22 protein-coding genes and 1 pseudogene are annotated in these 23,739 nt (G+C 52.4%); 19 read left to right on the top strand and 4 right to left on the bottom strand.

Annotated elements, in window-relative coordinates:
* The 4 genes from H6995_09160 to H6995_09145 form a co-directional block, all read left to right on the top strand.
* On the top strand, positions 1 to 267 hold a 267-nt coding region (locus H6995_09160), incomplete at its 5' end, for a GNAT family N-acetyltransferase (protein MCP5215162.1).
* Positions 268 to 675: 408 nt separating this feature from the next.
* Positions 676 to 1,284: a TetR/AcrR family transcriptional regulator gene (locus tag H6995_09155; GenBank protein MCP5215161.1), complete on the top strand. Its 609-nt coding sequence runs from the start codon at positions 676 to 678 to the stop codon at positions 1,282 to 1,284.
* Positions 1,281 to 2,756, top strand: a complete 1,476-nt coding sequence (locus tag H6995_09150; GenBank protein MCP5215160.1) for an HlyD family secretion protein — start codon at positions 1,281 to 1,283, stop codon at positions 2,754 to 2,756. The genes H6995_09155 and H6995_09150 overlap by 4 nt, the downstream gene beginning before the upstream one ends.
* A complete protein-coding gene (locus tag H6995_09145) occupies positions 2,753 to 5,860 on the top strand; it encodes an efflux RND transporter permease subunit (GenBank protein ID MCP5215159.1) in 3,108 nt (1,035 codons plus the stop codon). The genes H6995_09150 and H6995_09145 overlap by 4 nt, the downstream gene beginning before the upstream one ends.
* Positions 5,861 to 5,895: 35 nt before the next feature.
* Here H6995_09145 and H6995_09140 read toward each other — a convergent pair whose 3' ends face one another.
* Positions 5,896 to 7,272: a tetrathionate reductase family octaheme c-type cytochrome gene (locus H6995_09140; GenBank protein MCP5215158.1), complete on the bottom strand. Its 1,377-nt coding sequence runs from the start codon at positions 7,270 to 7,272 to the stop codon at positions 5,896 to 5,898.
* A gap of 109 nt (positions 7,273 to 7,381) precedes the next feature.
* The gene (locus H6995_09135) at positions 7,382 to 8,116 is read right to left on the bottom strand and encodes a cytochrome b/b6 domain-containing protein (protein ID MCP5215157.1); all 735 of its coding nucleotides are present in this window, start codon (positions 8,114 to 8,116) and stop codon (positions 7,382 to 7,384) included.
* Between the two features lie 326 nt (positions 8,117 to 8,442).
* On the opposite strand from H6995_09135, the gene H6995_09130 reads away from it, so the two are divergent.
* The 15 genes and pseudogenes from H6995_09130 to H6995_09060 all read left to right on the top strand — a co-directional run bounded on the left by H6995_09130 (position 8,443) and on the right by H6995_09060 (position 22,448).
* Positions 8,443 to 9,870, top strand: coding sequence for a F0F1 ATP synthase subunit beta (locus tag H6995_09130; protein MCP5215156.1), 1,428 nt, complete (start codon positions 8,443 to 8,445; stop codon positions 9,868 to 9,870).
* On the top strand, positions 9,867 to 10,277 hold the full coding sequence (locus H6995_09125) for an ATPase (protein ID MCP5215155.1): 411 nt from the start codon (positions 9,867 to 9,869) through the stop codon (positions 10,275 to 10,277). Before H6995_09130 ends, H6995_09125 begins: the two co-directional genes overlap by 4 nt.
* Positions 10,274 to 10,576, top strand: a complete 303-nt coding sequence (locus tag H6995_09120; GenBank protein MCP5215154.1) for an AtpZ/AtpI family protein — start codon at positions 10,274 to 10,276, stop codon at positions 10,574 to 10,576. The genes H6995_09125 and H6995_09120 overlap by 4 nt, the downstream gene beginning before the upstream one ends.
* Positions 10,576 to 10,887: an ATP synthase subunit AtpR gene (locus H6995_09115; GenBank protein MCP5215153.1), complete on the top strand. Its 312-nt coding sequence runs from the start codon at positions 10,576 to 10,578 to the stop codon at positions 10,885 to 10,887. The genes H6995_09120 and H6995_09115 overlap by 1 nt, the downstream gene beginning before the upstream one ends.
* Entirely contained in the window at positions 10,887 to 11,585 is a 699-nt protein-coding gene (locus H6995_09110) for a F0F1 ATP synthase subunit A (protein ID MCP5215152.1), read from the top strand. The genes H6995_09115 and H6995_09110 overlap by 1 nt, the downstream gene beginning before the upstream one ends.
* Positions 11,582 to 11,860 carry a F0F1 ATP synthase subunit C gene (locus H6995_09105; protein ID MCP5215151.1) on the top strand — a complete coding sequence of 93 codons (279 nt, stop codon included), beginning with the start codon at positions 11,582 to 11,584 and terminating at the stop codon, positions 11,858 to 11,860. Before H6995_09110 ends, H6995_09105 begins: the two co-directional genes overlap by 4 nt.
* A gap of 8 nt (positions 11,861 to 11,868) precedes the next feature.
* The gene (locus H6995_09100) at positions 11,869 to 12,639 is read left to right on the top strand and encodes a F0F1 ATP synthase subunit B (GenBank protein ID MCP5215150.1); all 771 of its coding nucleotides are present in this window, start codon (positions 11,869 to 11,871) and stop codon (positions 12,637 to 12,639) included.
* Between the two features lie 32 nt (positions 12,640 to 12,671).
* Positions 12,672 to 14,234: a F0F1 ATP synthase subunit alpha gene (locus H6995_09095; protein ID MCP5215149.1), complete on the top strand. Its 1,563-nt coding sequence runs from the start codon at positions 12,672 to 12,674 to the stop codon at positions 14,232 to 14,234.
* A complete protein-coding gene (locus tag H6995_09090; GenBank protein ID MCP5215148.1) occupies positions 14,218 to 15,114 on the top strand; it encodes a F0F1 ATP synthase subunit gamma in 897 nt (298 codons plus the stop codon). The genes H6995_09095 and H6995_09090 overlap by 17 nt, the downstream gene beginning before the upstream one ends.
* Positions 15,115 to 15,287: 173 nt before the next feature.
* Positions 15,288 to 15,845, top strand: coding sequence for a transposase (locus tag H6995_09085; GenBank protein MCP5215147.1), 558 nt, complete (start codon positions 15,288 to 15,290; stop codon positions 15,843 to 15,845).
* 32 nt (positions 15,846 to 15,877) lie between these two features.
* Positions 15,878 to 16,258, top strand: a pseudogene (locus H6995_09080) (enoyl-CoA hydratase).
* Positions 16,255 to 17,466, top strand: a complete 1,212-nt coding sequence (locus H6995_09075) for an acetate/propionate family kinase (protein MCP5215146.1) — start codon at positions 16,255 to 16,257, stop codon at positions 17,464 to 17,466. The pseudogene H6995_09080 and the gene H6995_09075 overlap by 4 nt, the downstream one beginning before the upstream one ends.
* Before the next feature lie 268 nt (positions 17,467 to 17,734).
* Positions 17,735 to 19,159, top strand: coding sequence for a dihydrolipoyl dehydrogenase (locus H6995_09070; GenBank protein MCP5215145.1), 1,425 nt, complete (start codon positions 17,735 to 17,737; stop codon positions 19,157 to 19,159).
* Between the two features lie 273 nt (positions 19,160 to 19,432).
* Positions 19,433 to 21,811, top strand: a complete 2,379-nt coding sequence (locus H6995_09065; GenBank protein ID MCP5215144.1) for a PAS domain S-box protein — start codon at positions 19,433 to 19,435, stop codon at positions 21,809 to 21,811.
* The gene (locus H6995_09060) at positions 21,804 to 22,448 is read left to right on the top strand and encodes a response regulator transcription factor (GenBank protein ID MCP5215143.1); all 645 of its coding nucleotides are present in this window, start codon (positions 21,804 to 21,806) and stop codon (positions 22,446 to 22,448) included. The genes H6995_09065 and H6995_09060 overlap by 8 nt, the downstream gene beginning before the upstream one ends.
* A 27-nt stretch (positions 22,449 to 22,475) precedes the next feature.
* On the opposite strand, the gene H6995_09055 is transcribed toward H6995_09060, so the two are convergent.
* Together H6995_09055 and H6995_09050 are read right to left on the bottom strand one after the other, a co-directional pair.
* Positions 22,476 to 22,802 carry a carboxymuconolactone decarboxylase family protein gene (locus tag H6995_09055; protein MCP5215142.1) on the bottom strand — a complete coding sequence of 109 codons (327 nt, stop codon included), beginning with the start codon at positions 22,800 to 22,802 and terminating at the stop codon, positions 22,476 to 22,478.
* Between the two features lie 72 nt (positions 22,803 to 22,874).
* Positions 22,875 to 23,675, bottom strand: coding sequence for a 2-oxo acid dehydrogenase subunit E2 (locus tag H6995_09050; protein ID MCP5215141.1), 801 nt, complete (start codon positions 23,673 to 23,675; stop codon positions 22,875 to 22,877).
* Positions 23,676 to 23,739 lie beyond the last annotated feature (64 nt).

Raw genomic sequence — 23,739 nt, 5'->3', positions numbered from 1 at the left:
AAAAGAGCCGCCGAGTTAGCTTTTGCTGTAGACGATGATTTTCAGAGCTTGGGTGTTGGTACAATATTATTTGAAAGAATAGTCACTATTGCACGGGATCAGGGAATTCTTAATTTGGAAGCAGATGTGCTACTGGATAATGAAAATATGTTGGATATATTCAGGCATAGTGGTTTGGAGCTTAATACTACTACCTCAAAAGGCGTGATTCACGTTGAATTCAGTTTAGATGGGCAAGAACTGAACCGATATTATGAGGTGCACTAAGACGATTTATTTAAAACGCGAACTATTTTCTTGAACTCTTTCTATTCCTTCAAACTTATTGTAAAGGTTAGCTTGCTGACCATTCAGTTTGAGTGATAGTGGCAGGCTTTTTACTCAGTACTTTTCGATCGGAAAATATCGCGGATACCAAGTGACAGCCTTCGCGCAGATCGGTCACTGTTACTCAATTTTTTAACGATCAAAGTGCCCCTCTGTATCGATTCTTTAGAGAAGACTAAGTAACTCAACAATCGATGCCATCAATGTAACCCTATGCATGGGGTGAACTATGATCTAAGGAGAGAACGCCCATTATATGATTCAGTTCATATGATCTAATAAAATTATTGACATACTTAGCTCAGAATATGACGATAGTAATTAATTGCTAACATGCTTGAGGGTATTATGTCCGTTCATGGTAAACATCTTCCAGCGCAGGAGCGCCGCACCATCACTGTTGAAACCGTTGTGGAGTTGGCATCGGAGCAGAATCCAAACGATATCACCACGGCCGCCATTGCCAAACGCATGGGATTGACGCAGGGGTCGCTGTTTCGTCATTTCGCCAATAAAGAAGCTATTTTGCAGGCAGTCATGGAGTGGGTGGCTGAGCGCTTGTTGGCCAGAATAGACAAGGCGGCCAAACAGGCTGTTGGTGTGGTTCCGAAGCTGGAAGCAATATTCATGGCGCATGTCGGGTTTGTCTCAGCACATCCGGGTGTCCCCCGTATTTTGTTTGGGGAGTTGCAACGTGCCGAGAACACCGCAGCGAAACGAATGGTGTGCACTCTGCTTAAAAAATACGCTGGTCGATTAACCGTCTTGATGGAGCAGGGCAAAGCCGATGGGGTCATTGATTCAGAGGTTGAAACCGCCTCTGCGGTGATCGTATTTATCGGTACGTTGCAGGGCTTAATTATGCAGTCGCTGCTGGCTGGAGAGGTGGAGCGGATTGCTCGTGATGCGCCGGGTGTGTTTGAAATCTATCTGCGAGGGATTCGGTCCAGCCTGTGAAACAGTTATTACAAAAACCGCTCATTCCAGCCGTTATCGTGCTGGCAGCCCTGCTGTTTGTGTTGTATCAGGTAATGACAAGGCCGCCGATTGAGCATGAGCAGTCATCATTCCCCACACGTAGCGTAGAAGTGATTAGGGTTCAGAAATTACCTTTCAGTAGTCGTGCCATCGGCTATGGTAATGTTGAGCCTGCGGTTTTGTTAAAGGCAAAGACCGAGGTGAGCGGGAAGGTCAGCTATATTCATCCTGCGTTGAAACAGGGCGCGAGCCTGCCCAAAGGTACGTTGGTATTAAGCATCGAGCCGACTACCTTCGAATTTACATTGGCGCAAAGCAAGGCGGGATTAGAAGGCAATCAGTCATTCTTCAAGCAATTGGAAGTGGAAGAGTTAAGTACGCGACGCTCGCTCGACATTGCCAAGCTAAATTTGCAAAACGGTGAAAAGGAGTTGGCGCGGTTGCTGCAAATCTGGGATAAACGACTGATTGCTCGTTCAGCCGTCGATGCGGAAGAGCAAAAGGTATTACAGCTGCGCCAGCAGGTGGAAGAGTTACAGGGAAAGCTAGCCAGTTTTAGCAGCCGTAAGTCCGCGACAAAGTCCCAAATTCAGCAGGCCAAAACACAGCTGGCGCAGAGTCAGGATACCCTGGGTCGAACCGAAATTCGTTTACCCTTCGATGCACGTATCGGCAAGGTGTCGGTCGAACAGGATGAATTTGTCGCGATCGGCAATCAGCTGTTTGAAGCCTTGGGCACACAGGCGGTAGAAATTAATGCGCAGCTGCCCATTAGCCAATTTTATCCGCTGGTCATGGAGCTTGAGCAACGCCAAATTAATCTACAAACCCCGGCCGCGTTTGAGACGATTGTGTCAAAAATTCAATTACAGGCACAGGTCAGTTTGGTTAAGAACGACTGGAACCAAGCAACGTGGCGCGGCGAGTTGCTGCGGATCGGTGAGTCAATTGATCCCGATCGGGATACCATAGGGCTGGTCGTGGTGGTGAATAATCCTTACCAGGATGTGATTCCCGGTATCCGCCCGCCCCTGTTAAAAGGCATGTATGCTGCCGTTGAGTTTTCCTCGCCATTGCGCGAGATGTTAGTCATTCCAAGAAAGGCCCTGCACCAGGGGCGTGTTTATGTGGCCAATGCCGATAATCGACTGGAAATTCGCCCCGTTAGCATTCTTCATAAGCAGGGCCCTTTGGTGGTGATTGATCAAGGTCTAGCGGAGGGTGAAAAAATTATCATCACAGATGTGATTCCGGTGATTGAAGGGTTACCGCTTGCCCCTGTCGTTGCGACTGATTATGAAAGGCAGTTGGCGCAACAGGCGCGCGGAAATGCCCATGCCAAACTGCGCGTGCTCGATCAGATTGAGGAAAACCAGGAACCTACCGAGACAGCTAATCAGAATGAGAGAAAAGCGGCAGCTGAAGCAGTAATCGAAGGTTCCGCGGAATGATCCGCTTTTTTACCAAGCACCCCACGCTCAGTAATATCCTGATGATAGCGATCATCGCTATTGGTTTTTATTCGCTCAGCGAACTGAACAAAGAATCCTTCCCACTATTGAAACCGAGTAGGGTGCAGGTCACGGTCGCTTACCCTGGCGCCAGTCCGATCGACGTCGAAGACGGTATTTGTAATCCGCTCGAGGACGCCACCGATGGCATCAGTTTTTTAAACGAGCAGGAATGCGATGCTCGCGACAATCTGGCAATTTTCACCTTGGAGATGCAGGAGGCCGGCGATATACGAACCTTCACCGATGATATTAAGACTGCCATCGATGCCATCCAAAACTTCCCGGAGCAGAGTGAAGATCCGGTTATTCAACAGCTGGGCAGAATTAACCCGGTGGCTAATATTGCGATCACTTCGGATAACTTAACGACGCCCGAATTAAAAGCCTTGGCGGAACACTACCGTGACCGCCTGATCAGCATGCCTGAGATCCCCATTGTGAGCATGGATGGTTTCTCAGACCATCAACTGCAGGTATTGATACGCCCAGATATTCAACAAAAGTATGGCTTAGGTGTCGAGGATGTCGCCAAGCTGATCGCAGCTCAGGCACTGGATTTGCCCGCTGGCACCCTGGAATCTACGCAAACCTACTATCAGATTCACTTTGATAATACCCGCAGAACAGCTGAGGAACTGGCCAAACTGGTAATTCTCAGCACCCCGGAAAGGGGTGAAATCAGTTTGGGTGATATTGCCAGAATTGAGGATAAATTTGAAAAAGCAGAGGACCGCATTGAGCTAAACGGTAAGCCGGCGGCACTGCTGAAGATTAGTAAAAATACCATCGATGACACCTTGAAAGTGGCCGATGCTCTGACTGAGTTTGTGCATCGGGAGAACAGGATACTTCCCGAGGGGACAAGGTTAACGCTGGTCAATGACACCTCTACCTCGGTGCGGGATCGTTTAAACCTGCTCATAACGAACGGTTGGCAGGGGCTGATCTTGGCAACCGCGATGCTCTTGCTGTTTTTCTCCTGGCGCTATACTTTCTGGATTGCCCTGGGGTTGCCGGTCTCCTTTTTAGGTGGTCTGGCACTGATGGTCGTGTTCGGTGTGAGCATCAATATGATCTCAATGGTCGCCTTGCTGATGGCGATAGGGATATTAATGGATGACGCCATCGTCCTGTCTGAAAATATCGATCAGGAATACCGTAAAGGCAAAGCGCCGCTCGATGCCGCCATTGATGGCACCCGCAAGGTTTTTCGTGGTGTTTTTTCCTCCTATCTCACATCCGCCTTTCTATTTGGCAGCCTGCTGCTAATGAAAGGCGACTTGGGTCAAGTGTTGGGAGTATTACCCGTCGTCTTGCTATCGGTGTTAACCATTAGTTTGATTGAGGCTTTTTTGGTCTTACCGCACCACCTGAAACATACGCTGACACATCAGCGGGAAAAGGCTCCAGCGAAATGGCGCGAACAGTTTGAAGCGCGTTTTCAGCGCTTGACCCACAAAGTGGGCAATGCCGCTCATTTCGCTATTAAGTATCGCTACCTGACGGTGAGTATCGCGCTGGCAATGCTTATTTTTTCGATCGGTCTGATGGCGACAGGAACCATAAAATTTAAAGCCTTTCCTGACCTGGAAGGAAATACGCTGGAAGCCCGAGTGTTACTTGCGCAAGGCACACCCTTGTTGGAAACGGAAAGAGTAGTGGACAAATTGCTGGATGCGTTGCAACAAACCAATACGACGCTGAGCGAAACGGAGTCCCAGCCACTGGTGAAAAATATACAGCTAAGCTATGGTCAGCATGCGGATGTACCGGAAAATGGCACACATTTAGCCACCCTGAGTATCGATCTGCTCAATACTGAATCACGTAAAACCAAGATTTCATCGCTGATTCAGTTATGGCAGAAAAACACCGGTTCGTTACCCGATGTGCTGAGTATTCAATACAAAGAACCCCGATCAGGACCAGCCGGCCGCGCGATCCATATCCGATTAAGTGGTCAGGATTTAGAGCGGCTTTCCAGCGCATCCTGGGAGGTACAGAACTGGCTACGTGGCTATCGTGGCGTCTATAACCTGTTGGATGACCTGCGTCCGGGCAAACCCCAGTACAGCATCAAACTGAAACCCGGTGCGCTGGCTGCCGGAGTGGATTCGCGCAGCGTTGCATCACAGCTGCGTTCAGCCTACCTTGAAGTGGAGATTAGCGAGATTTATCGCGGACGAGAAGCCTATGAAATAGTGGCGAAGCTGGATAGCCAGCAACCGCACGAGCTGCGTGATTTCGACAACTTCAAAGTGTTTGCCAAAAATAGTCGTGAAATTCCCCTATCCAGTATCGCCGAGATTAGAGAGGAGCGGGAGTTTTCCCGAATCGGGCGCATCAATCATCAGCGCACCGTCAATATCTACGGCGACGTGGATTCAGAGCTTGCCAACACTGGCGAGGTCATTACCGGTTTACAAAAACACTTTCTGGCCACTGTGCAGGAACGCTACCCGGATATTACCTTTACCTTCAAAGGCGAAGTGGAAAACGGCACGGAAACACAACAATCCATATTGCGGGGGTTCGGGTTGGGAGCCTTTGGCGTTTTTCTCTTGCTCAGCCTGCAGTTTGGTAATTACCGCGAACCGCTTATTGTAATGACCAATATTCCGCTCGCCCTCATTGGTGCGATCTGGGGGCATTTGCTGATGGGGTTGGACTTTACCCTGCCTAGCATGATCGGTTTTGTTTCCCTTGCGGGCGTGGTGGTCAACGACTCTATCTTGCTGGTGGAATTTGTCAAAATTCGGGCCGAGGAAGGACTGGTGTTTCACGAGGCTGCACAGCAAGCGGTACTGGATCGATTTCGGGCGATATTCCTGACCTCCGTTACTACTGTTGCGGGCATGGCTCCATTACTGTTTGAAACCAGCAGTCAGGCGCTTATCCTGGTGCCGCTTGTCACCAGTATCGTGTTTGGCATGCTGACATCAACATTATTGATCATGCTGGTGCTGCCGGCCATGTATGCCATCATGGAAGATTTGGGTTTTATCAAGCAGGCGGCTGAGTCTGAGACGGTAAATGTTTAGCTGTCGTGGATGCCTTGGCTTTTCACGGTTTAGCGCTATTCCAGTTCTCTGCTGCCGAATTTCCTTGGATCGCCCTCATATCCGAGAGCTTTCCAATTGAGTCGTCCTTTTTCTGCGTGACAATCATGGCACTCAAGCGATTGCTCTTTAGGAACAACCATATGAGTAATCTGCCAATACATTTTCGTTTGGATAAAGTCGTGTTTACCGCTGTAGGGCAGAGCCACGGTCGCCATACCATCGGTGATGGCTTTGTTCCAATCGAAGTGTTGCCAATACCCACCGACTAAATTTGGCACCACCAGGTATTGGTTAAGGGCATCATAGGGCTGCTTGCCCTCCATCACTTTGAAAGGAAAGATTCTGGCATCCACATCCTTGATTGTGCCGATGGGACGGGACAAATAAACAGGTTGATTGGGATCAATTTTATCGCCAAGGATGTAGCGATTTGAACTGCCGTTGTACCATGCGTAGACAGGTGTGATGTTTTTTCCCCACTTGATTTCGCCCTTGTTTTTTGCGTAAAGATCCATACCGTATTGGTCTTTTTCCGGTTTACGATCTGCACCAGCGCTGGACCAATCGCCCCAAATTTTTGTCGGCTGATCCTTTGCGAAGCTCGGAATATGACAAGTCTGACAGGCCACGCTAAGGGCATGCTGGTCTAGCGTTGAACGGTTATGGGGTTTACCGCTGTGACAGCCCGCACACTCGACGCGTTTACCCGCCCCGGTTGATACCGACATAGCCTGTCCGGGAATCTGATGGCGCTTTGTCTGATGGCAGGATTGGCAAGACATATCCAAGCCATCCACACCCATGTGAACATCATAGTCCCGTGACGGATTGATTAGCGAAGTATCAAGATCGCCATGTTTGATATGGTCGCCACCACCGCCAAAAAAGTGGCAGGAGCCACAGGTTTTTCTGCTCGTACGACCTACATGTTTAGCGACTTTTTCCAGGTCAACCCCTGCGGTTGGGATGCCGGCCCCTTTCGGATCTTTGCTGTAGAGCTCAGTGGTGTCGTGGCAGACGAGACAGTCTATATTTTCAATATTGTTAAAATCAAAGGCTGCATTTTTCCAACCATATCCGGTATGACAACTGGTGCATCCCGCCCAATTGGAAGACACAGCTATACAAAAATTGTTGATGCTGTTTTTTTTACCTAGAGCGACAGTTGCCTTGTGGGCAGGGATATAATGCTCGGCGGACCAGGTCCAGTGAACGTCCTTGATAAAATCAGTAGCTTCCTGTTTGTGGCATTTAAGGCAAGCGCGGGTGACATCTGAGCCTTGTTCGAACGGGCCTTCAATTCGATGCAAGTGGCTAGGCTCTGCTTGGCTGCTATTTATTTCAATGGTCGTAGTGAGGAAAATTAATAGAAAAATCAACAGATTATTCATTAGATAACAATCCCGCAGTTGTCATAGCATCAGGCTATCCGTCTCAGCAGTGTAGGCGAGGGAAGCCCGGTAATCCTGATCTATACCTGATTCCGTCTCAATAAACATCCTATCGTTCAGCATTATCCGCTGGCTTTTCACTCAGTATCTTTCGACCGGAAAACATTGCAGATACCAGGCTGCCGCCCTCGCGTAACTCAGTCACCACCACTGCTAGAATATGAATCACAGCGAATATAAGCAGCACATAGAAACCGTAATAATGAACGGTAATGAAGGGTTTGCGAAAGGCGCGCATCGCTTCGTAAGCGACCTTGTCATAGGTTTCCGGCGCATAGGGAAGCAACAGCGCCGGATCAACTTCTGCGGCGGCTACCCAGTTTGCGATCCATGAACCGATGGGCGGATAAAACAGATCCGTGCCCGTCAGTACCAGACCAGTGATGGCCTGTATCACCAACATGAGGAGTAGACAGGTAACTGCAATTCGGCCAAGCGGATTGTGTCCGATAAATTGGCGCGGCCGACCCGCAATAAAATCGGAGATATAGCGACCTAACTCCGTTAAGTAACCACTCCCGCCAGGCAGAATCGCGCGCCAGCGCGCATGCGCTCCACCAATGAAAGCCCAAATCAGTCGCCACAACAGATTTAGCGCAAACACATAACCAATCCAGACATGTACGGTTTTTAGCAGAATTTTACCGTCGTTAGTAACGCCGAGCGCCTTATCGTTAAGAATAGCAACACCGACGGCGATCAGTCCCAGAATACATAACAGATTGAGCCAATGAAACCAGCGTACACTGGCATCCCAGACGGGATAAACTTTTAGGTCGTTCATAAAGAGATTCCTTGTCCAGTTGATTAATCAAAGGCACCTTAGCTTATTAAAATCTTTCGGTAGGTGGTAGGTAATGACAAATATCAACTTTTCCGATAAAGCCTCTATCAGAACTTCAGGTTGACCTCCGCATACTTATCCGGAACTAACCGCTGCCGCTAAAATTGACTTCAACCTTTCGGCGTTTAACGGGTGAAAAGGGGGGCGAGGTCTGGTAGCATTTCGTCACTGCGGATAGTTCCGGATAAGAGCGTAAGAACCCTTAAATTGCTTTGTCAGTAACCCACTGTATTATTTAATAACTTAATCTGTTCAGGCACATTATTATGTCTCGTCAGGTCGCTTACGGTTCCAGCGCTAACAATCCGGATCTGATACTGGACGCTGGCAAAAATGATGTTGGACAGATCGTGGGAATTCGTGGCGGCGTTGTCGATGTAAAGTTTCCGACAACCTCTCCTCGCATTCACGATCTTATCCGCGCCGGTACTCTGGCACTGGAAGTCACCTCGTTGCTCGAGAATGGAGCAGTTCGCTGCATGGCACTGGCACCTGTGCGTGGGCTTGGACTGGGAATGCCTGTGCTGACTACCGGTGCGCCGATTCAGGTACCGGTGGGCGATGCTGTGCTGGGGCGGATGCTCAACGTGTTTGGTGAACCCATTGATGGTAAACCGGCCCCTGCCACCACGGTGCGACGCTCCATTCATCAGCCCGCTCCGGCGCTGCAAGATCGGGTGATACACAGCGGCATTCTGGAAACTGGTATCAAGGCGATCGATTTATTATCGCCCATCGAACGCGGCGGCAAAACCGGGCTGTTCGGCGGCGCCGGGGTAGGCAAAACCGTGTTGATCACCGAACTGATCAACAACACGGTTCAGCACTATCAAGGCGTCAGCCTGTTCTGCGGTATTGGTGAACGCTCGCGAGAAGCTGAGGAGCTGTATCGCGAGATGGGCGACGCCGGTGTGCGGGACAAAACGGTCATGCTGTTCGGGCAGATGAACGAAGCCCCGGGTGTACGGTTTCTGGTGGGTAAAACCGCGCTTACTATGGCGGAGTATTTCCGTGACGACCAGCAGCAGGATGTGCTGTTGCTTATCGACAATATTTTCCGCTTCGTACAGGCGGGCTCGGAGGTCTCAGGGCTAATGGGGCGTATGCCTTCCCGGGTTGGCTACCAACCCACACTGGCCACCGAACTGGCCACACTGCAAGAGCGCATCACCTCTACCCGTAACGGAGCGATCACCTCCATTCAGGCCGTCTATGTGCCGGCGGATGATTTCACCGACCCCGCAGCAGCACATATTTTCTCGCATCTTTCGGCCTCTGTAGTACTTTCGCGCAAGCGCGCCAGTGAAGGCCTCTACCCTGCAGTCGACCCGCTTGGCTCCGCCTCCGTGATGCTGACACCTGCCATTGTTGGCCAGCGCCATTACGACATTGCCCGGGCCGTACGGCGCACCCTGGCCGAGTACGAAGATCTGCGTGACATTATTGCGATGCTGGGCATGGAGGAGTTATCAGCCGTAGACCGCACCACCGTGGCCCGGGCGCGGCGGCTTGAACGCTTTCTCACACAACCGTTTTTCACCGTTGGTGCGCTGACTGGCGACAGCGGCAGGCGCGTGTCCATCAAAGACACTCTGGATGGCTGCGAAACTATCCTGAACCAGACCGAATTCCACGATAACGAAACCGACTATTACATGATTGGTTCGCTGAAGGATCTGGAGAAACAATCATGAGTCTTGCCGACACCATGCAGGTAACGCTGCGGCTGCCAACCCACAAGCTGTTTGAAGGCGACGTGCATCGATTATTTGCCACTGCCCAGAACGGCGCTTTCGGCATGCTACCAAATCATACCGACTTCGTTACAGCGCTGGTGCCCTCGGTGCTGATTCTCACAGCAACAGATGGCACGGAACTATTTTTTGGCGTTGACGAGGGCGTGCTGATGAAAAAAGGCCATCAGGTAGACATCGCAATACGCCGCGGTGTTCAAGGCCAGGATCTCGATTCTCTGAACGAAACCATACAGGACGCGTTTATCGAAGTTGATGAAGAAGAGCGGGTAGCCCGGTCGGCGCTGTCACGGCTTGAAGCGGGCATAGTCCGGCGTTTTGGCGACTTGCGAAAACCAACGATATGAGCTCGAAAAATGATCGCTCTGCAGAACACATTCGCCGCAGTGCCGAGCGCATGAAACGTGCGCTCAGTGAGCCCGACGTAAGCCCTCTGCGGGGACTGGGCGCTTTCGGGATTATCGGCTGGTCGATCGCAGTGCCTACAGTGGGTGGTGCATTCCTGGGATTATGGCTGAACAGGGTGGTGCCACAGAACTTTTCCTGGCCCATTGCTTTGATCCTGGGCGGCGTAGTCGTCGGTGGCATTATTGCCTGGAACTGGATCGACAAAGAAGGGCCGAATCACAAGGGAGATAAAGGGTGATAACGGTAGATTGGCAAGCACTACTGCTGGGATTTTCATTGGGTTTATCCGTCAGCACGTTATTCTTTATGGGGCTGGCTTGGGGGATGCAACGTGCCTTGGGCTCTGATCAGCCAGGGCTCTGGCTGATGGCCAGCTCTTTATGCCGGATTACGATATTGCTGGCTGTTGGTTTTCTGGTAACCGCTGCTACTGAAAGTAGCTGGGCAGTGGCCGGCTACGCGCTTGCGTTTTTCCTGGTTCGGCTGGTTGCTGTACTCTGGGCCAGAGTAAAAAGAACGCCCGTCACCGCCACCGAGGAGGGCGTATAATGCAACTTACCCCCGATGATATTATTGTTTTCACGCTGGCAGGCTGGGAAGTCAACGCCACCATTGTCAACACCTGGATCGTGATGGCGCTGCTGGTGGGAATTTCCATGCTGATTACCCGTAACCTGCGCGCTGATGTACCGCCAAACCGCTGGCGCACGGCGCTGGAAGTGGTCGTGAAGCTGATTCAAGACCAAATCGAAGAGGTAACCCGGAACTCAGCACGCCACGTGATGTACTTTGCCGGCACACTGTTCCTGTTTATCGCATTCGCAAACTTAATGCTGGTCATACCGGGGTTTTCGCCACCCACCTCTTCGTTATCTACTACCGTTGCACTAGCGTTGTCTGTACTGGTAGCAGTGCCGGTGTTCGGGATTGCCAGCGGTGGCGTAGGGCACTACCTAAAGACCTTTATTGAGCCATCGGTCATCATGCTGCCATTCAATATCATCGGTGAATTCTCCCGGGGCATATCACTGGCCATTCGCCTTTACGGTAACGTGATGAGCGGTGCCGTTATCGCAGCCATACTGCTTACTGTCGCACCGTTTTTCTTCCCGGTGGTCATGGACATGCTTGGATTATTAACCGGCATGATCCAAGCGTACATCTTCGCCAATCTTGCTACCGTTTACATCTCATCTGCTACGGCAGACCCAAACCCTTCATCTCCACAGCACGAGGATAAACCATGACCGATCTTGCCATGATTGCGGCCATTTCGATTTTTACCGCAGGCTTTACCATCGCCATCGGCGCTATTGGCCCCGCTCTAGGCGAGGGACGGGCAGCCGCAGCCGCGATTGCCGCCATCGCCCAGCAACCGGATGCAGCCCCGACCTTGTCCCGGACGCTATTTGTGAGTCTGGCGATGATTGAATCCACTGCCATTTACTGTTTTGTAGTGGCCATGATTCTCATTTTCGCCAATCCATTCTGGGACGCAATGCAGGCTACCGCAGGAGGCTAGAACAGATCATGTCCATTGACTGGGTTACTGTTATCGCGCAGATCGCCAACTTCCTGGTGCTGGTCTGGCTGCTTAAACGCTTTCTTTACCGCCCGATCCTTGATGGCATTGATGCCCGCGAAGCTGAAATAACCCGCCGTATGGCCGAAGCCGGAGAGGCAGAGAAAAAAGCGCAGGCGGCCGAAGCGACATATCTCCAGCAGCAAAAACAGCTGCTGTCTGACCAGGATGCCGTGATAGCACGGGCGCTCCGAGATTCGGAAAACCAGCGTGATACATTACTGGCCGATGCCCGCGCCAAACTTGAGCAAGAGCAGAAAGACTGGCACAAACATCTTGAGCGTGAGCGCCAGAAGTTCACCACACAACTACAGCGAGCCGGAGAAGAGACTCTGCTGGAGCTGACCCGCAAAGCGCTGCGCGATCTCGCGGATGAATCACTGGAAGAAGCCATCGTTCGTCATGTCAGCACGCGACTGCGTCCGATTGCGAGCGAGCTTGCAGGTGCCGCTGGTGACAGCACAGAGGCGGTAGCGACCACCCGCGATAGTTTGCCGGAAGCGGCACAGGCACTGCTGCAGGCCGATATCAAAAGCCTGTTGCCAGGTATGACCCTGCGCTGTGAAACCGATTCCAAGCAGGCGCCGGGACTGGTCCTCCGGGTTGGCGGAGCTCAGGTAGCCTGGACAGTCGACAGCTACACCGAAGAGTTCGATGCGCTGTTAAGCGAACGCATGGCTGCCGGTGCTTCCGGGCGGATTCAGTCCGCTGAGGGGTAAACCCGAATGTACACAAAAAAGCTGGGTAAAACATGATGATCGAAACGCCTTCAGCCGAGCAATTCGAGGTATGGCGGGAGGCCCTGCTGGCAACGCCTGCGCCCACCCCGGTAGTGACAGAAGTCGGCAAAGTGACTGAAGTGGGTGACGGTGTTGTGATCGTTACCGGCCTTGCCCGAGCACTGGCGGATGAGCTGCTGGTGTTTGAGAGCGGCGTGCGCGGCATAGTGCTGGATCTGGAGCCTGGCCGACTTGGTGTGATCCTGCTGGGGCCTTCCGAGCTCATTACCCTGGGCGAGGATGTCCGCCGCACACGTAAGGTGGTAAGTGTGCCGGTTGGTGCCGCACTGCTGGGGCGCGTGGTCGATGCCATGGGCCGCCCGAGAGACGGACTGGGGGCTATCGCGGCAGTGGCCGAGCACCCCATTGAGGCGGAAGCGCCGGGCATTCTCAGTCGCTCAGCCATTTTCCGACCGCTGGCAACCGGCATCAAGGCTATCGATGCCGCTGTACCCGTGGGCCTGGGCCAACGTGAGCTGATCATCGGTGATCGTCAGAGCGGTAAAACCTCCCTCGCTATAGACACTATACTCAATCAGGCGCGCTCAGAAGTTACCTGTATCTATTGCGCCATTGGTCAGCGTGGCGATGCCGTTTCCCGGGTAATTGCCGCGCTGAAAAAAGGCAACATGATGGCCCGTAGCGTGGTAATGTCAGCCGGTGATGAAGAGACCCCGGGGTTGGCCTATATCGCGCCTTATGCCGCTATGGCTATGGCCGAGTATTTTTCCGATCAGGGTCGGGATGTGCTGGTGATTTTTGATGACCTGACGCACCACGCTCGCTCCTACCGTGAGCTGTCACTGCTGTTGCGCCGGCCACCAGGGCGTGAGGCTTTTCCCGGTGATATCTTTTACGTTCATGCCCGCCTGCTGGAGCGGGCTGGCCAGTTTACCCAGGAAGCTGGCGGCGGTTCGATTACCGCTTTACCGGTGGTGGAAACCCAGGCCGAGAATCTCGCGGCTTATATTCCCACCAACCTGATCTCCATTACGGATGGCCAGATTTACCTGTCGCCACGGCTGGTGCGTAAAAACCAGTTTCCGGCCGTTGATCTGGGTTTGTCTGTCTCTCGGGTAGGCGGTAAAGCTCAAAGCCGGGCTCTGCGGGAAGTGGCCGGTAACCTGCGGGTTACGCTGTCTCAGTTTGAAGAGCTGGAGGATTTTGCGCGCTTCGGCACACGACTGGATGACGTCACGCGCGCGCGCCTCACCCGGGGTGCAGCCGTTCGCACCGCACTGCGCCAGGCCGAGCGTGATCCGATGCCCGCCGCGGAGCAACTGGCGGTTTTGATTGCGGCACTTGAAGGTCTATTCGATGCTTTGTCAGAGCAACAACTGACCGATATCATGGTCCGCATTCGTGCCGCTGTGCAGAATCAGTTACAGGTCATCGACGAACGTATCAGTGATAACAAAGGATTGAACGAGGAAGACCGGGCGCTGATTATCACGACCGCACGCAATGCGCTTGCTGCAAGTCGTTCTGCCACCACCTCCAATCCAGACGAGGTCAGCCATGGCCCAGACGCTTGAGACGCTTTCCCGACACAGCGACACTCTGACCAGCATTCGTGGTATTGTCCACACCATGAAAACCCTGTCTGCGATTAATGCTGCACCCTATGAGCACGCCGCCCGTGCGATCGAAGCCTTTCACCAGACCATACTCCAGGGGTTCGCTGCCTTCGCATACCGAACCGGCGAGATCGCTCTGCGCCAGGATGACGCGCTTGAGCATCTGACCATTGTGTTCGGCTCTGATCATGGCCTCTGTGGCAATTACAACGAGATTCTTGCGGAGGTGGTAAAGCAACATTTCCAGGTACAAACCACCAGTAAACAATGCCTACTCTGCATTGGTGCGCAGATGAACGATGCTCTGGATGATCAGGGCCTGACGCCCGCAGCCATCCTGTTACCGCCAGCATCTGCCGAAGGCATCGGCCGCCTTGCCGGCGATATCGTCACCCGGATCGATCATTTCAGTCAGGGCCAACCGCTGCATCATCTAGCCGTTACTCTGGCGTTTACCCAACGCGGCGATCAAGGCCTGCGTGAACCGGTGACTCTCAGGCTTCTGCCACTCGAACCTGAGTTGCTGCAGCGGGAGAAACACTGGGATTCACGCTCGTTGCCAGACTACAGCATGGCTGCGGACACCTTGCTGTCATCACTGATTCGCAGCCATATCTTTGCTAGCGTCTTCCGCGCTTCGGCAGAAGCCATGGTCACCGAAAATTCTGCTCGGCTGGCGCTGATGCAGCAGGCCGAACAGTCGGTGGATGAACGCATTGAAGATGTGCAGGGTGAATTAAGATCGGTACGGCAAACCGACATCACCACCGAACTGATGGATGTAATCATCGGTTTTGAGGCATTGAAAAAACCACGAAAACAGCATAGTCCGGGATAATTCGAGCGATGCCCGGAGCCAGTCTGTAGGCCTCCAGATGCCTTTTGGCTTGTTCCCTGCGTCCGCCACGCTACGCCCGTATTTTGACGGTACGTTAAAATAATGCTTATAGGTATGACAGTATTAATCCGGTGTCTCGTCCTGAAATGTGTTTACACATTGAGGACTTTAATATGACTAATACTCCCCCTTCCGGTCGAAAACGCACTCAGCGTGATTATAATCTGGGCTTTAAATTGGCGGTGGTTGAGCAGATAGAAAAAGGCGAAATGACCTATAAACAGGCTCAGAAGGCCTACGGTATCCAGGGGCGGAGCACGGTACTGGTTTGGCTTAGAAAACATGGTAAATTAGATTGGTCAATCCCCACTGAGTTACCCATGAGCCAATCCAAAGAAACTCCCGCACAACAAATCAAACGCCTGGAAAAAGAACTGGAAGATGAGCGCCTTCGTATCCTTGTTCTTGAGGGTATGGTGGATATTAAGCATCATATTCAGCCTTCGATGACGGATGGTTATGATTGTTATCAGAATGCATTGGCTGAACGCGTCAACGGCATTTTAAAACAGGAGTTTTTACTTTATCGCTGTAAAACGTTTGAAGATCTAAGGGTGTTAGTGGCAGAATCCATCGACACCTATAATCGATTGAGGCCGCACTTGAGCCTTGGCATGAAAACACCAGAAGAAGTGCATAAAAAAGCCGGTTGCGAATGGCAACCGGCTTAATCAAAACCGTCAACGTATTTTAGGACGGGACAGAGACGGTACATCCTAAAATAGCTTCCACTGTGGACGCCGCCGCACTGTGCAAAATGGCTGATCGCGGGTAAATCACTGGTGGTATGCTCGACGGACCGCTTGCCTTTGACAATGCTATTTCAAAAACAGCCGCTGAGACCAAGGGCATTGTCTCTGCTGTTGCCGGTGATGCCGATATTCTGGTGGCACCGGATCTTGAAGCCGGCAACATGATCGCAAAACAGCTGGTCTATCTGGCTGGTGCGGATTCTGCCGGTATCGTGCTGGGTGCCCGGGTGCCGATTATCCTGACCAGCCGGGCAGACGGTACGCTTTCACGGTTGGCCTCCTGTGCGCTGGCGCAGCTTTACATTGATAATACGATGAAAATGAGATCATGACTGACACTATCCTGGTACTTAACGCCGGTTCATCCAGCATCAAGTTTGCGCTCTATGCTTCGATGGGGATTGGTCAGCCACCGCTGATTAGTGGCAAGATTACAAGTATCGGACGCGCCCCGGAATTTATTGTTAGTGATTCCAGGGGGAATGCTCTGGCAGAGAGCGGTCTGGGGACGATTGAAAAATCTGCCACCCATGGCGAGTTGACGCTTCGATTTCTGGATTGGCTTAAGCGTCATGATCAGGGAACCCGGCTCGTTGCCGTCGGCCATCGAGTGGTTCATGGTGGCCGTAACTTCACTGGCCCGGTTGTGATCAGTACAGAGGTTGTGGAGGAACTGGAACAGCTGGCATCACTTGCTCCGCTGCACCAACCCCACAATCTGGCGGCGATCAGGGCCATTTCCGACTGGGCTCCCGGGCTCGCCCAGGTCGCTTGTTTTGATACCAGTTTTCACCGCAGCCAGCCGCGCCTTGCACAGCTGTTTGCCCTGCCACGGGCGTTAAGCGAAGAGGGTGTGATCCGGTACGGCTTTCATGGTATTTCCTATCAATACATAGCCAGCCAGTTACCGGATTATCTTGGTGCGCGGGCTGATGGCCGGGTCGTGGTGGCCCATCTGGGTAACGGCGCCAGCATGTGCGCACTGAAACAACGCCGCAGTATTGCCAGTAGTATGGGCTTTACTGCGCTAGATGGGCTGATGATGGGGCAACGCTGTGGTTCGCTCGATGCCGGAGTTGTATTGTACTTGCTGCAAAATCAAGGCATGAGTGTCGACGAGGTGCAGCACCTGCTCTATCACCAGTCCGGTTTACTCGGCGTGTCCGGTATCAGCAATAACATGCAGGTACTACGGGAAAGTTCAGACCCCCGTGCCCGTGAAGCGATTGATCTGTTCTGTTATCGTGCTGCCTGTGAACTTGGCGCACTGATCATCGCATTACAGGGGCTCGACAGCATTGTGTTTACCGCCGGCATTGGAGAAAACGCCGCCGTGGTGCGCCAACTGATTTGTGATCATTTGACCTGGCTTGGCGTTGAGCTTGATCACGCTGCAAATGACGCCAACGCTAGCAGGATTAGCAGCCCGAACTCCAAAGTCGACGTGTTGGTTATACCAACCAACGAGGAGAGGGTTATTGCTGAAGCCACGCACGCACTGGTTGCTAATTCGAAGATTAGGCTGGGAGTAACCAGATGACCATTTCAGGACACATAGAAACATCAGCATAACTATTGTGTTCCCTCATACTTCATTAAAAATAGGCTGATAATTTGTTGATTGGAATCAATTTATGCAGCGGAAATCGGCCCATTTCTATCGCTAAGATAAAGGTTTTAGGCCGGAGCAGAAGCCTGTTTTGAGTAAAGAGAGGGTTGATGCTTTGTAAAAAGGCCAGTCCTCCTAGTAATCGGCTACCCGGCTGTAAAGGTAAATTTTAAGGCGCTTCGCGCCCTGTGGAGAAGTGATGACACGACGCACAAAAGTACTTATTCTTGGCGCTGGAACGGCGGGTCTAACCGCACTCAAGGAAGCGCAACGCTATACCGACGATATCATGCTTGTGAATGCCGGGCCTTATGGTACCACCTGCGCTCGGGTTGGCTGCATGCCCTCGAAAGCGCTGCTCGAAGTTGCGCATGCTGTTGGCCGGCGTGACTGGCTTGCGCAGGTCGGCGTCGGCGGTACTGACGCACTCGCGGTCGATCTGCCGATGGTGATGGCGCATGTGCGGGTGCTGCGCGACCGTTTCATAGCAGGCCCCATCGAACTCGCCAAATCTCTGGGTGAGTGCAGCATTCACGGCAAAGCAACATTTCTCGATCCTCACACGGTCGACGTTGAGGGCGTGCGTATTCAGGCTGAAACGATCATTATTGCGACGGGCACCCGTCCCTTCGTGCCCGATTCCTGGCGAGCTTTTGGATCGCGTGTCGTTACCTCCGACGAGGTGTTTGAACTGAAGGCTCCGAAGCGGCGAGTGGGTGTCGTGGGTCTTGGCCCGATCGGGCTTGAACTCGGTCAGGCGTTTGCGCAGCTGGGCTGCGAGGTGCATGCCTTTACGCGCGGACCACACGTCGCCGGCCTGCGCGATGAAGAGGTCAATGCCAGTCTGGTCGAGGTGCTTACGAAACAGATGACGGTGATTACTGAAGCTGATGTATCTCTTCATGAGGGCGGTGATCACATCATCGTTGAGGGCGGTAATCATCGCGCCGAAGTCGATTGGGTGCTCGCTTCGCTCGGTCGGCGGCCCAATATTGAAGGGCTCGGGCTGGAGTGTTTGGGCGTGGAGCTGGATAGCAGAGGGATGCCGGTTTTTGATGCGGCGACACTGCGGGTAGGTGATTTACCGATCTATATCGCTGGTGACGTGAATGGCCAGCGGCCGCTGTTGCATGAGGCCGCCGACGAGGGTCGTATTGCCGCCTATCACGCGCTTCACCCCGAAGCCGAATGCCTCTCACGACGTGCGCCTTTGGGCATTGTATTCACAGAACCTGGCGTAGGACATGCCGGACAGACCTCCCGCGCGCTCGACGAGGCAGGAGTTGATTTTGTCACCGGCTCTACGCGTTTCAACAAGCAGGGGCGTGCGCTTACGGCGGGGCGTAATTACGGTACGCTCAAGGTTTATGCGGATGCGCACGATGGACGACTACTGGGGGTTGAAATGGTGGCGCCAGACGCGGAACACATGACACAGCTGCTGGCCTGGTCAATCCAACAAAGGCTGACTCTCGATCAGTTATTGCAGATGCCCTTTTATCACCCCACGGTGGAGGAAGGCTTGCGCAGCGCACTGCAGTCAGCGCGACGTGAGCTCGGGAAACGGCGCACACAACCTGATCTGCCACTGTGTCATGACCGCGTCGATTGGGCTTTGGGTTAATCCTTTTGCGGCTCAGCACCCAATAGACGCTAAAGTGCCTATCGACCGCGAGGGGTATGTGGGCTAGTATGTGCCTCTCTTTTCATGCGTTATAAGGTTTTTGTCAGTTATGCAAATTGCACTCAACTGTCCATCATGCCGTTATAGCTGTGAATCAATTCGCGCGCATGTGGGAAAAGTTATTCTTTCCAGGATTATAGATGGTCTGCATTCTAATTAAATCCGGAGCCGCTTTAATCGGCAATAAACTTAAATATGTGCGCGAATTCCAGGTTGGCAAAATTTAGTTATGATTTCGACCATAAAGCAGCAATATTCATTGCGGCACTGGTCGGTATTGTTGCTGCGATTGTCGTTGTGGTGGTGTGGCAACTACTTAATGATCGTGCTCGTGAGCGGATTGATTCAGTCATAGACTATTCCGGACGTGTCGCTGAGCTGCTCATTAATGAAGATATTAATAATCGAATTTTAAGCCTGGATCGGCTCGCACAGCGTTGGAACGCTGCCGGGGGCACGCCGCGTCCTGTCTGGGAAGCGGATGCGGCAGGCTATCTGGAAGACATGCCGGGGTTTCAAGCGATTGAGTGGGCGGACGCCGACTTGCGCATACGTTGGGTTCTCCCTTTCACCGGGTCAACAGCAGAGCGGAGCCTTTTTAAAGGCCAACCGGAATCAGTGCGGTTGGCGTTGAAGGTAGCGCGCGAGCGTCGCGAGATGACCCTGTCTAAACCCTTTGAACTTCCGGAGGGCGGCGTTGCCATTGCGGCATTTACGCCGGTGGAGCGCGACCAGAAATTTGATGGCGTTATCGTTGGCGTATTGCATTTAGAAGCTTGGCTGGGTGATGTCTTCGCACGGCTGAAACACATGGAGCACAATGTGTATGTGTTCGTGGAGGGGCGTGAGGTGTATCGCAACGATCCTGCGCGGCGCTCAATTGATAGTGATTGGACGTCGCGTCACGATTTCAGAGTTCGCGGCATGAGCTGGAGCACGGTAGTGACGCCGACCAAGGAGTTTGTCTCCGCCGTTCACGCGCATGCATCGACATTGAATCTCATCGTTGGTTTGCTGATTAGTGCGCTTATAGCTGCCGTGGTCTATTTGGCGATAACGTCCAGGTTACGCGGGCAACAGCTTCAGAGCACCGCCGGCCAACTTGCCTCATTGCTTCAAAACTTGCCGGGTATGGCATATCGCTGTGTCAATCAGCCGGACTGGCCGATGGGGTTTGTTAGTGAGGGGTGTGAGCGGTTGTCGGGGCATTCGCGCAGCGATTTCCAGGAGCAGCGCGTGTTATGGGGCGAACTAATACATCCTCAAGACAGCGACCGCGTTTGGCGTTCAGTACAGCAATCCGTCGAGGCCAACAAAACAGTCGATATCGAATATCGCATCACCACAAAAAATAAAGAGGAGCGCTGGGTATGGGAGCGGGGGCGAATTGTCCCTTCGGAGCACAATCATGGGGTCTGCCTGGAGGGTTTGATTATCGATATTAGCGACCGAAAGCGCGCAGAAATTGCGTTGCTCGAGGCTCGCAAATTCTCTGAAGCGGTGATAGAAACCGCTGCCGAAGCGGTGATAACGACCGATGTTGAAGGCGAGGTGGAGACCATTAATCGAGCATCGCAGCAGATGTTTGGCTATCCGTTGGCGGAGCTTAAAGGGAAAACTTTCCACCTATTGATAACGCCAGAGTGCTGGGAAAAGTTTGATCAATATATCCGAGCACACACTCAGGAGGAAACGAGTGAGAAGAGGATAGGGAATGGCATTGAAGTTAGTGCGCGGCGAAAGAACGGTTTGATTTTTCCGATTCATCTATCCATCAGTAATGTGCGTTTCAACCCGGTTCAAAAATTTGTTGTCCTGATCAGAGATATTTCAAAGCAACGTGCCGCTGAAATTGAAGCCCGCCAGCACCGGGAGCATTTAGCCCATGTTGATCGTCTGAATATGCTCGGTGAAATGGCGGCGGGCATTGCCCATGAAATCAATCAGCCATTGACCACGATTTCGTTATTCGCGCAAACCGGGGCGCGGCTATACGAAAGTAAGAAATATGACCGTATTCCAGAAATTTTCGATAAGCTGAGTCAACACGCGCTGCGTGCCGGTGCAGTGATTGAGCGCATGCAAACAATGGCGCAACAGCGGGAAAGCACCAAAGAGATGGTCGATTGCAATCTGTTGGTGGATGAAATCGTTAAGCTGGCACAGGCGGAGGCGCATATTCGAGGCGTCGGTATTAGCGTTGAAACGGCTAGCGGGTTACCGAAGGTTGCCGTCGATGTTGTCCAGATACAGCAGGTCGTGCTCAATTTGCTACGCAATGGAATGGAGGCAATGCAAGAAATCAATTATCGTGGTGGCAACACGATTCGTTTGCAAACACGGCTGGTCGATAGCGGCGATATCGAAGTGGTTGTTATCGACAGCGGTTGCGGCGTTTCAGAAGAGGCCGCTAAGAATATGTTCACACCATTTGCGACGACTAAAAAATCTGGATTGGGCCTGGGATTATCTATCTGTCGTGCTATCATTGCGGCGCATGGAGGACAATTGGTCTTTCATAATAATCCACTCGGCGGTGCAACATTTCTTTTTACATTACCTGTCGTAGGGAGCGGAGATCAGGATGGATGACACGCAAACGGTTTTTGTCGTTGATGATGACGAGGGAGTCCGGGAGGGATTATCTATGTTGCTAGAGTCGGTGGGTCTAGCCTGTGAGACCTACGCGTCTTCGCTGGGGTTTTTGGATAAATTTGACCCCCTGCGAAGAGGCTGTTTGGTGCTCGATATTCGGATGCCGCGCATGACCGGGCTTGAGCTGCAGGAAAAACTTAATCAGCTCAAATCAGCCATCCCCATCATTTTTATTACCGGGCACGGCGATGTCCAAATGGCCGTCGAAGCAATGCGGCGCGGAGCGCTGGATTTTATTCGCAAGCCTTTCCGTGAACAGGAGCTTTTGGAGAGTATCAACGAAGCGCTGACGGTTGAAGCGGGCAAGCATAAACGGTTATTCGAAAGAAAGGCAATGTTGGATAAAATCGCGGCATTGTCTGACCGTGAGCGCGAGGTGTTTGAGCGCGTTGCGGACGGTGAGATGAATAAGGTGATCGCCATTGATTTAGGCATTAGCGAAAGAACGGTGGAGGTGCATCGTTCGCAGGTCATGAAGAAGCTGGGCGTGCGCACCTTGGCGCAACTCGTGCGCTTGAATATTGACGCATCCATGCCGCTGCGCGAAAGCGTATCCGGCGGTTCGCCTAAATAGCGCGTTGCATCTCTAGCCGTTTCCGCATTAGCTTATCTGCGCCTCTTGAATTGCTTTGTTGACGAGCGCCTGACAGAGACCGTCAACCCTGGCACCCATCAGGGTTATGATGTTCAGGATGTCGCTAATTTCCTCCGCGCAAGCGCCGGCGTGAATCGCGTTATACGTGTGGAAAGAAATCGCACCCTCATAACCGGCGATGACTGCTATGGTTAACGCGACAATTTCTTCAATTTTGTAGTCAAGTGCGCGACCGCAACTGTGTTGAGTTGAAGGTTGTCGCGTCTGCTGGACAGTGTTGTCGGTTGTAGCCGGTTCGTCAAAGCGATGACAGTTTGTTTGTCCTGTGCTCATGCCAATTTCTCTCCACTCAAGGCTAATTGTCGCCTCAAACAGTTTACGCCGCTTCGCAACGCGCATGTATTCTCAGCAAGCCGTACGGTGTGCTGAAAACTCCCGGTTGAATAGCTCCAGCGGTGATTCTAACCTGTGTCGGAGGTGCGCCATAAAGTGCGCCGCCATGGCTTCGTTAATGGCGCGATAATCATATGAGAGCGATAGGGGTAAGGTGCGGCGCACCAGTAACTCGCCATGACGTGCGACGACTTTATCGATATCCTGGGAGATACCCAGCACCGCCACTTCCGGCGCTTTTATAGTGGGGGAAAAGCCAGTGCCGCCGGCTCCGGTGAGGTTGGTTAAACTGAATGACGCGCCGGCCGTATCGATTACCCTTAGGTTTCCTGATTGGATGCGGGCAGGTAGCTCCGCCGTTGCTTGTTTCAGTTGATCTAGGGTCAAAGTGTCAGCATTTTTGATCACGGGCGCAATCAGGCCGTTTGGCATATCGAAAGCGATGGCGATGTGATAATAGTGTTTAATCAGCAGTGCGTGAGTGGCTTCATTCAGCGCGGCATTAAACTGTGGGAAAGCGCGTAGCGCATCGATAACAACCTGAATGATGAATGGCAGTAACGGGTTATTCCGTTTGCTGAAGTTTTGCACGACCCTGCCTTTGGGCTGGGATTCACTTTGGGCCAGCAGATTATGGATGATGCTGATATCCACCTCGTCATGATAACTGACCTGTGGTACATAGTCTCCCGAGTGCCGTAGCTTACGCAACGTCAGCTTCCTAACTCTTTTAGATGCGGTGTTTTCCGTTTTATTGTCTCGGTTGTCGCCAGATTTCATCATTATGGGTGAACCAGCGGGTGTGTGAGTCATGGCTTCTATTCTCCTTTTTTGTCCACTAATAATGGCGGTCGTCGCCGTTTCCGACGTCAGCCTA

It is taken from the genome of Pseudomonadales bacterium (assembly GCA_024234615.1).
GTDB lineage: Bacteria > Pseudomonadota > Gammaproteobacteria > Pseudomonadales > IMCC2047 > JAJFKB01.
Note: the sequence above shows the minus strand (reverse complement) of the source record. Positions and strands in the feature narration are given on the sequence as shown.

What these genes read in the sequence shown, in the direction of transcription:
- H6995_09155 (MCP5215161.1), top strand. Translation starts at nt 676, where the DNA reads ATGTCCGTTCATGGTAAACATCTTCCAGCGCAGGAGCGCCGCACCATC.
- H6995_09145 (MCP5215159.1), top strand. Translation starts at nt 2,753, where the DNA reads ATGATCCGCTTTTTTACCAAGCACCCCACGCTCAGTAATATCCTGATG.
- H6995_09140 (MCP5215158.1), bottom strand. Translation starts at nt 7,272, where the DNA reads ATGAATAATCTGTTGATTTTTCTATTAATTTTCCTCACTACGACCATT.
- H6995_09135 (MCP5215157.1), bottom strand. Translation starts at nt 8,116, where the DNA reads ATGAACGACCTAAAAGTTTATCCCGTCTGGGATGCCAGTGTACGCTGG.
- H6995_09130 (MCP5215156.1), top strand. Translation starts at nt 8,443, where the DNA reads ATGTCTCGTCAGGTCGCTTACGGTTCCAGCGCTAACAATCCGGATCTG.
- H6995_09125 (MCP5215155.1), top strand. Translation starts at nt 9,867, where the DNA reads ATGAGTCTTGCCGACACCATGCAGGTAACGCTGCGGCTGCCAACCCAC.
- H6995_09120 (MCP5215154.1), top strand. Translation starts at nt 10,274, where the DNA reads ATGAGCTCGAAAAATGATCGCTCTGCAGAACACATTCGCCGCAGTGCC.
- H6995_09110 (MCP5215152.1), top strand. Translation starts at nt 10,887, where the DNA reads ATGCAACTTACCCCCGATGATATTATTGTTTTCACGCTGGCAGGCTGG.
- H6995_09105 (MCP5215151.1), top strand. Translation starts at nt 11,582, where the DNA reads ATGACCGATCTTGCCATGATTGCGGCCATTTCGATTTTTACCGCAGGC.
- H6995_09100 (MCP5215150.1), top strand. Translation starts at nt 11,869, where the DNA reads ATGTCCATTGACTGGGTTACTGTTATCGCGCAGATCGCCAACTTCCTG.
- H6995_09095 (MCP5215149.1), top strand. Translation starts at nt 12,672, where the DNA reads ATGATGATCGAAACGCCTTCAGCCGAGCAATTCGAGGTATGGCGGGAG.
- H6995_09090 (MCP5215148.1), top strand. Translation starts at nt 14,218, where the DNA reads ATGGCCCAGACGCTTGAGACGCTTTCCCGACACAGCGACACTCTGACC.
- H6995_09085 (MCP5215147.1), top strand. Translation starts at nt 15,288, where the DNA reads ATGACTAATACTCCCCCTTCCGGTCGAAAACGCACTCAGCGTGATTAT.
- H6995_09075 (MCP5215146.1), top strand. Translation starts at nt 16,255, where the DNA reads ATGACTGACACTATCCTGGTACTTAACGCCGGTTCATCCAGCATCAAG.
- H6995_09070 (MCP5215145.1), top strand. Translation starts at nt 17,735, where the DNA reads ATGACACGACGCACAAAAGTACTTATTCTTGGCGCTGGAACGGCGGGT.
- H6995_09060 (MCP5215143.1), top strand. Translation starts at nt 21,804, where the DNA reads ATGGATGACACGCAAACGGTTTTTGTCGTTGATGATGACGAGGGAGTC.
- H6995_09055 (MCP5215142.1), bottom strand. Translation starts at nt 22,802, where the DNA reads ATGAGCACAGGACAAACAAACTGTCATCGCTTTGACGAACCGGCTACA.
- H6995_09050 (MCP5215141.1), bottom strand. Translation starts at nt 23,675, where the DNA reads ATGACTCACACACCCGCTGGTTCACCCATAATGATGAAATCTGGCGAC.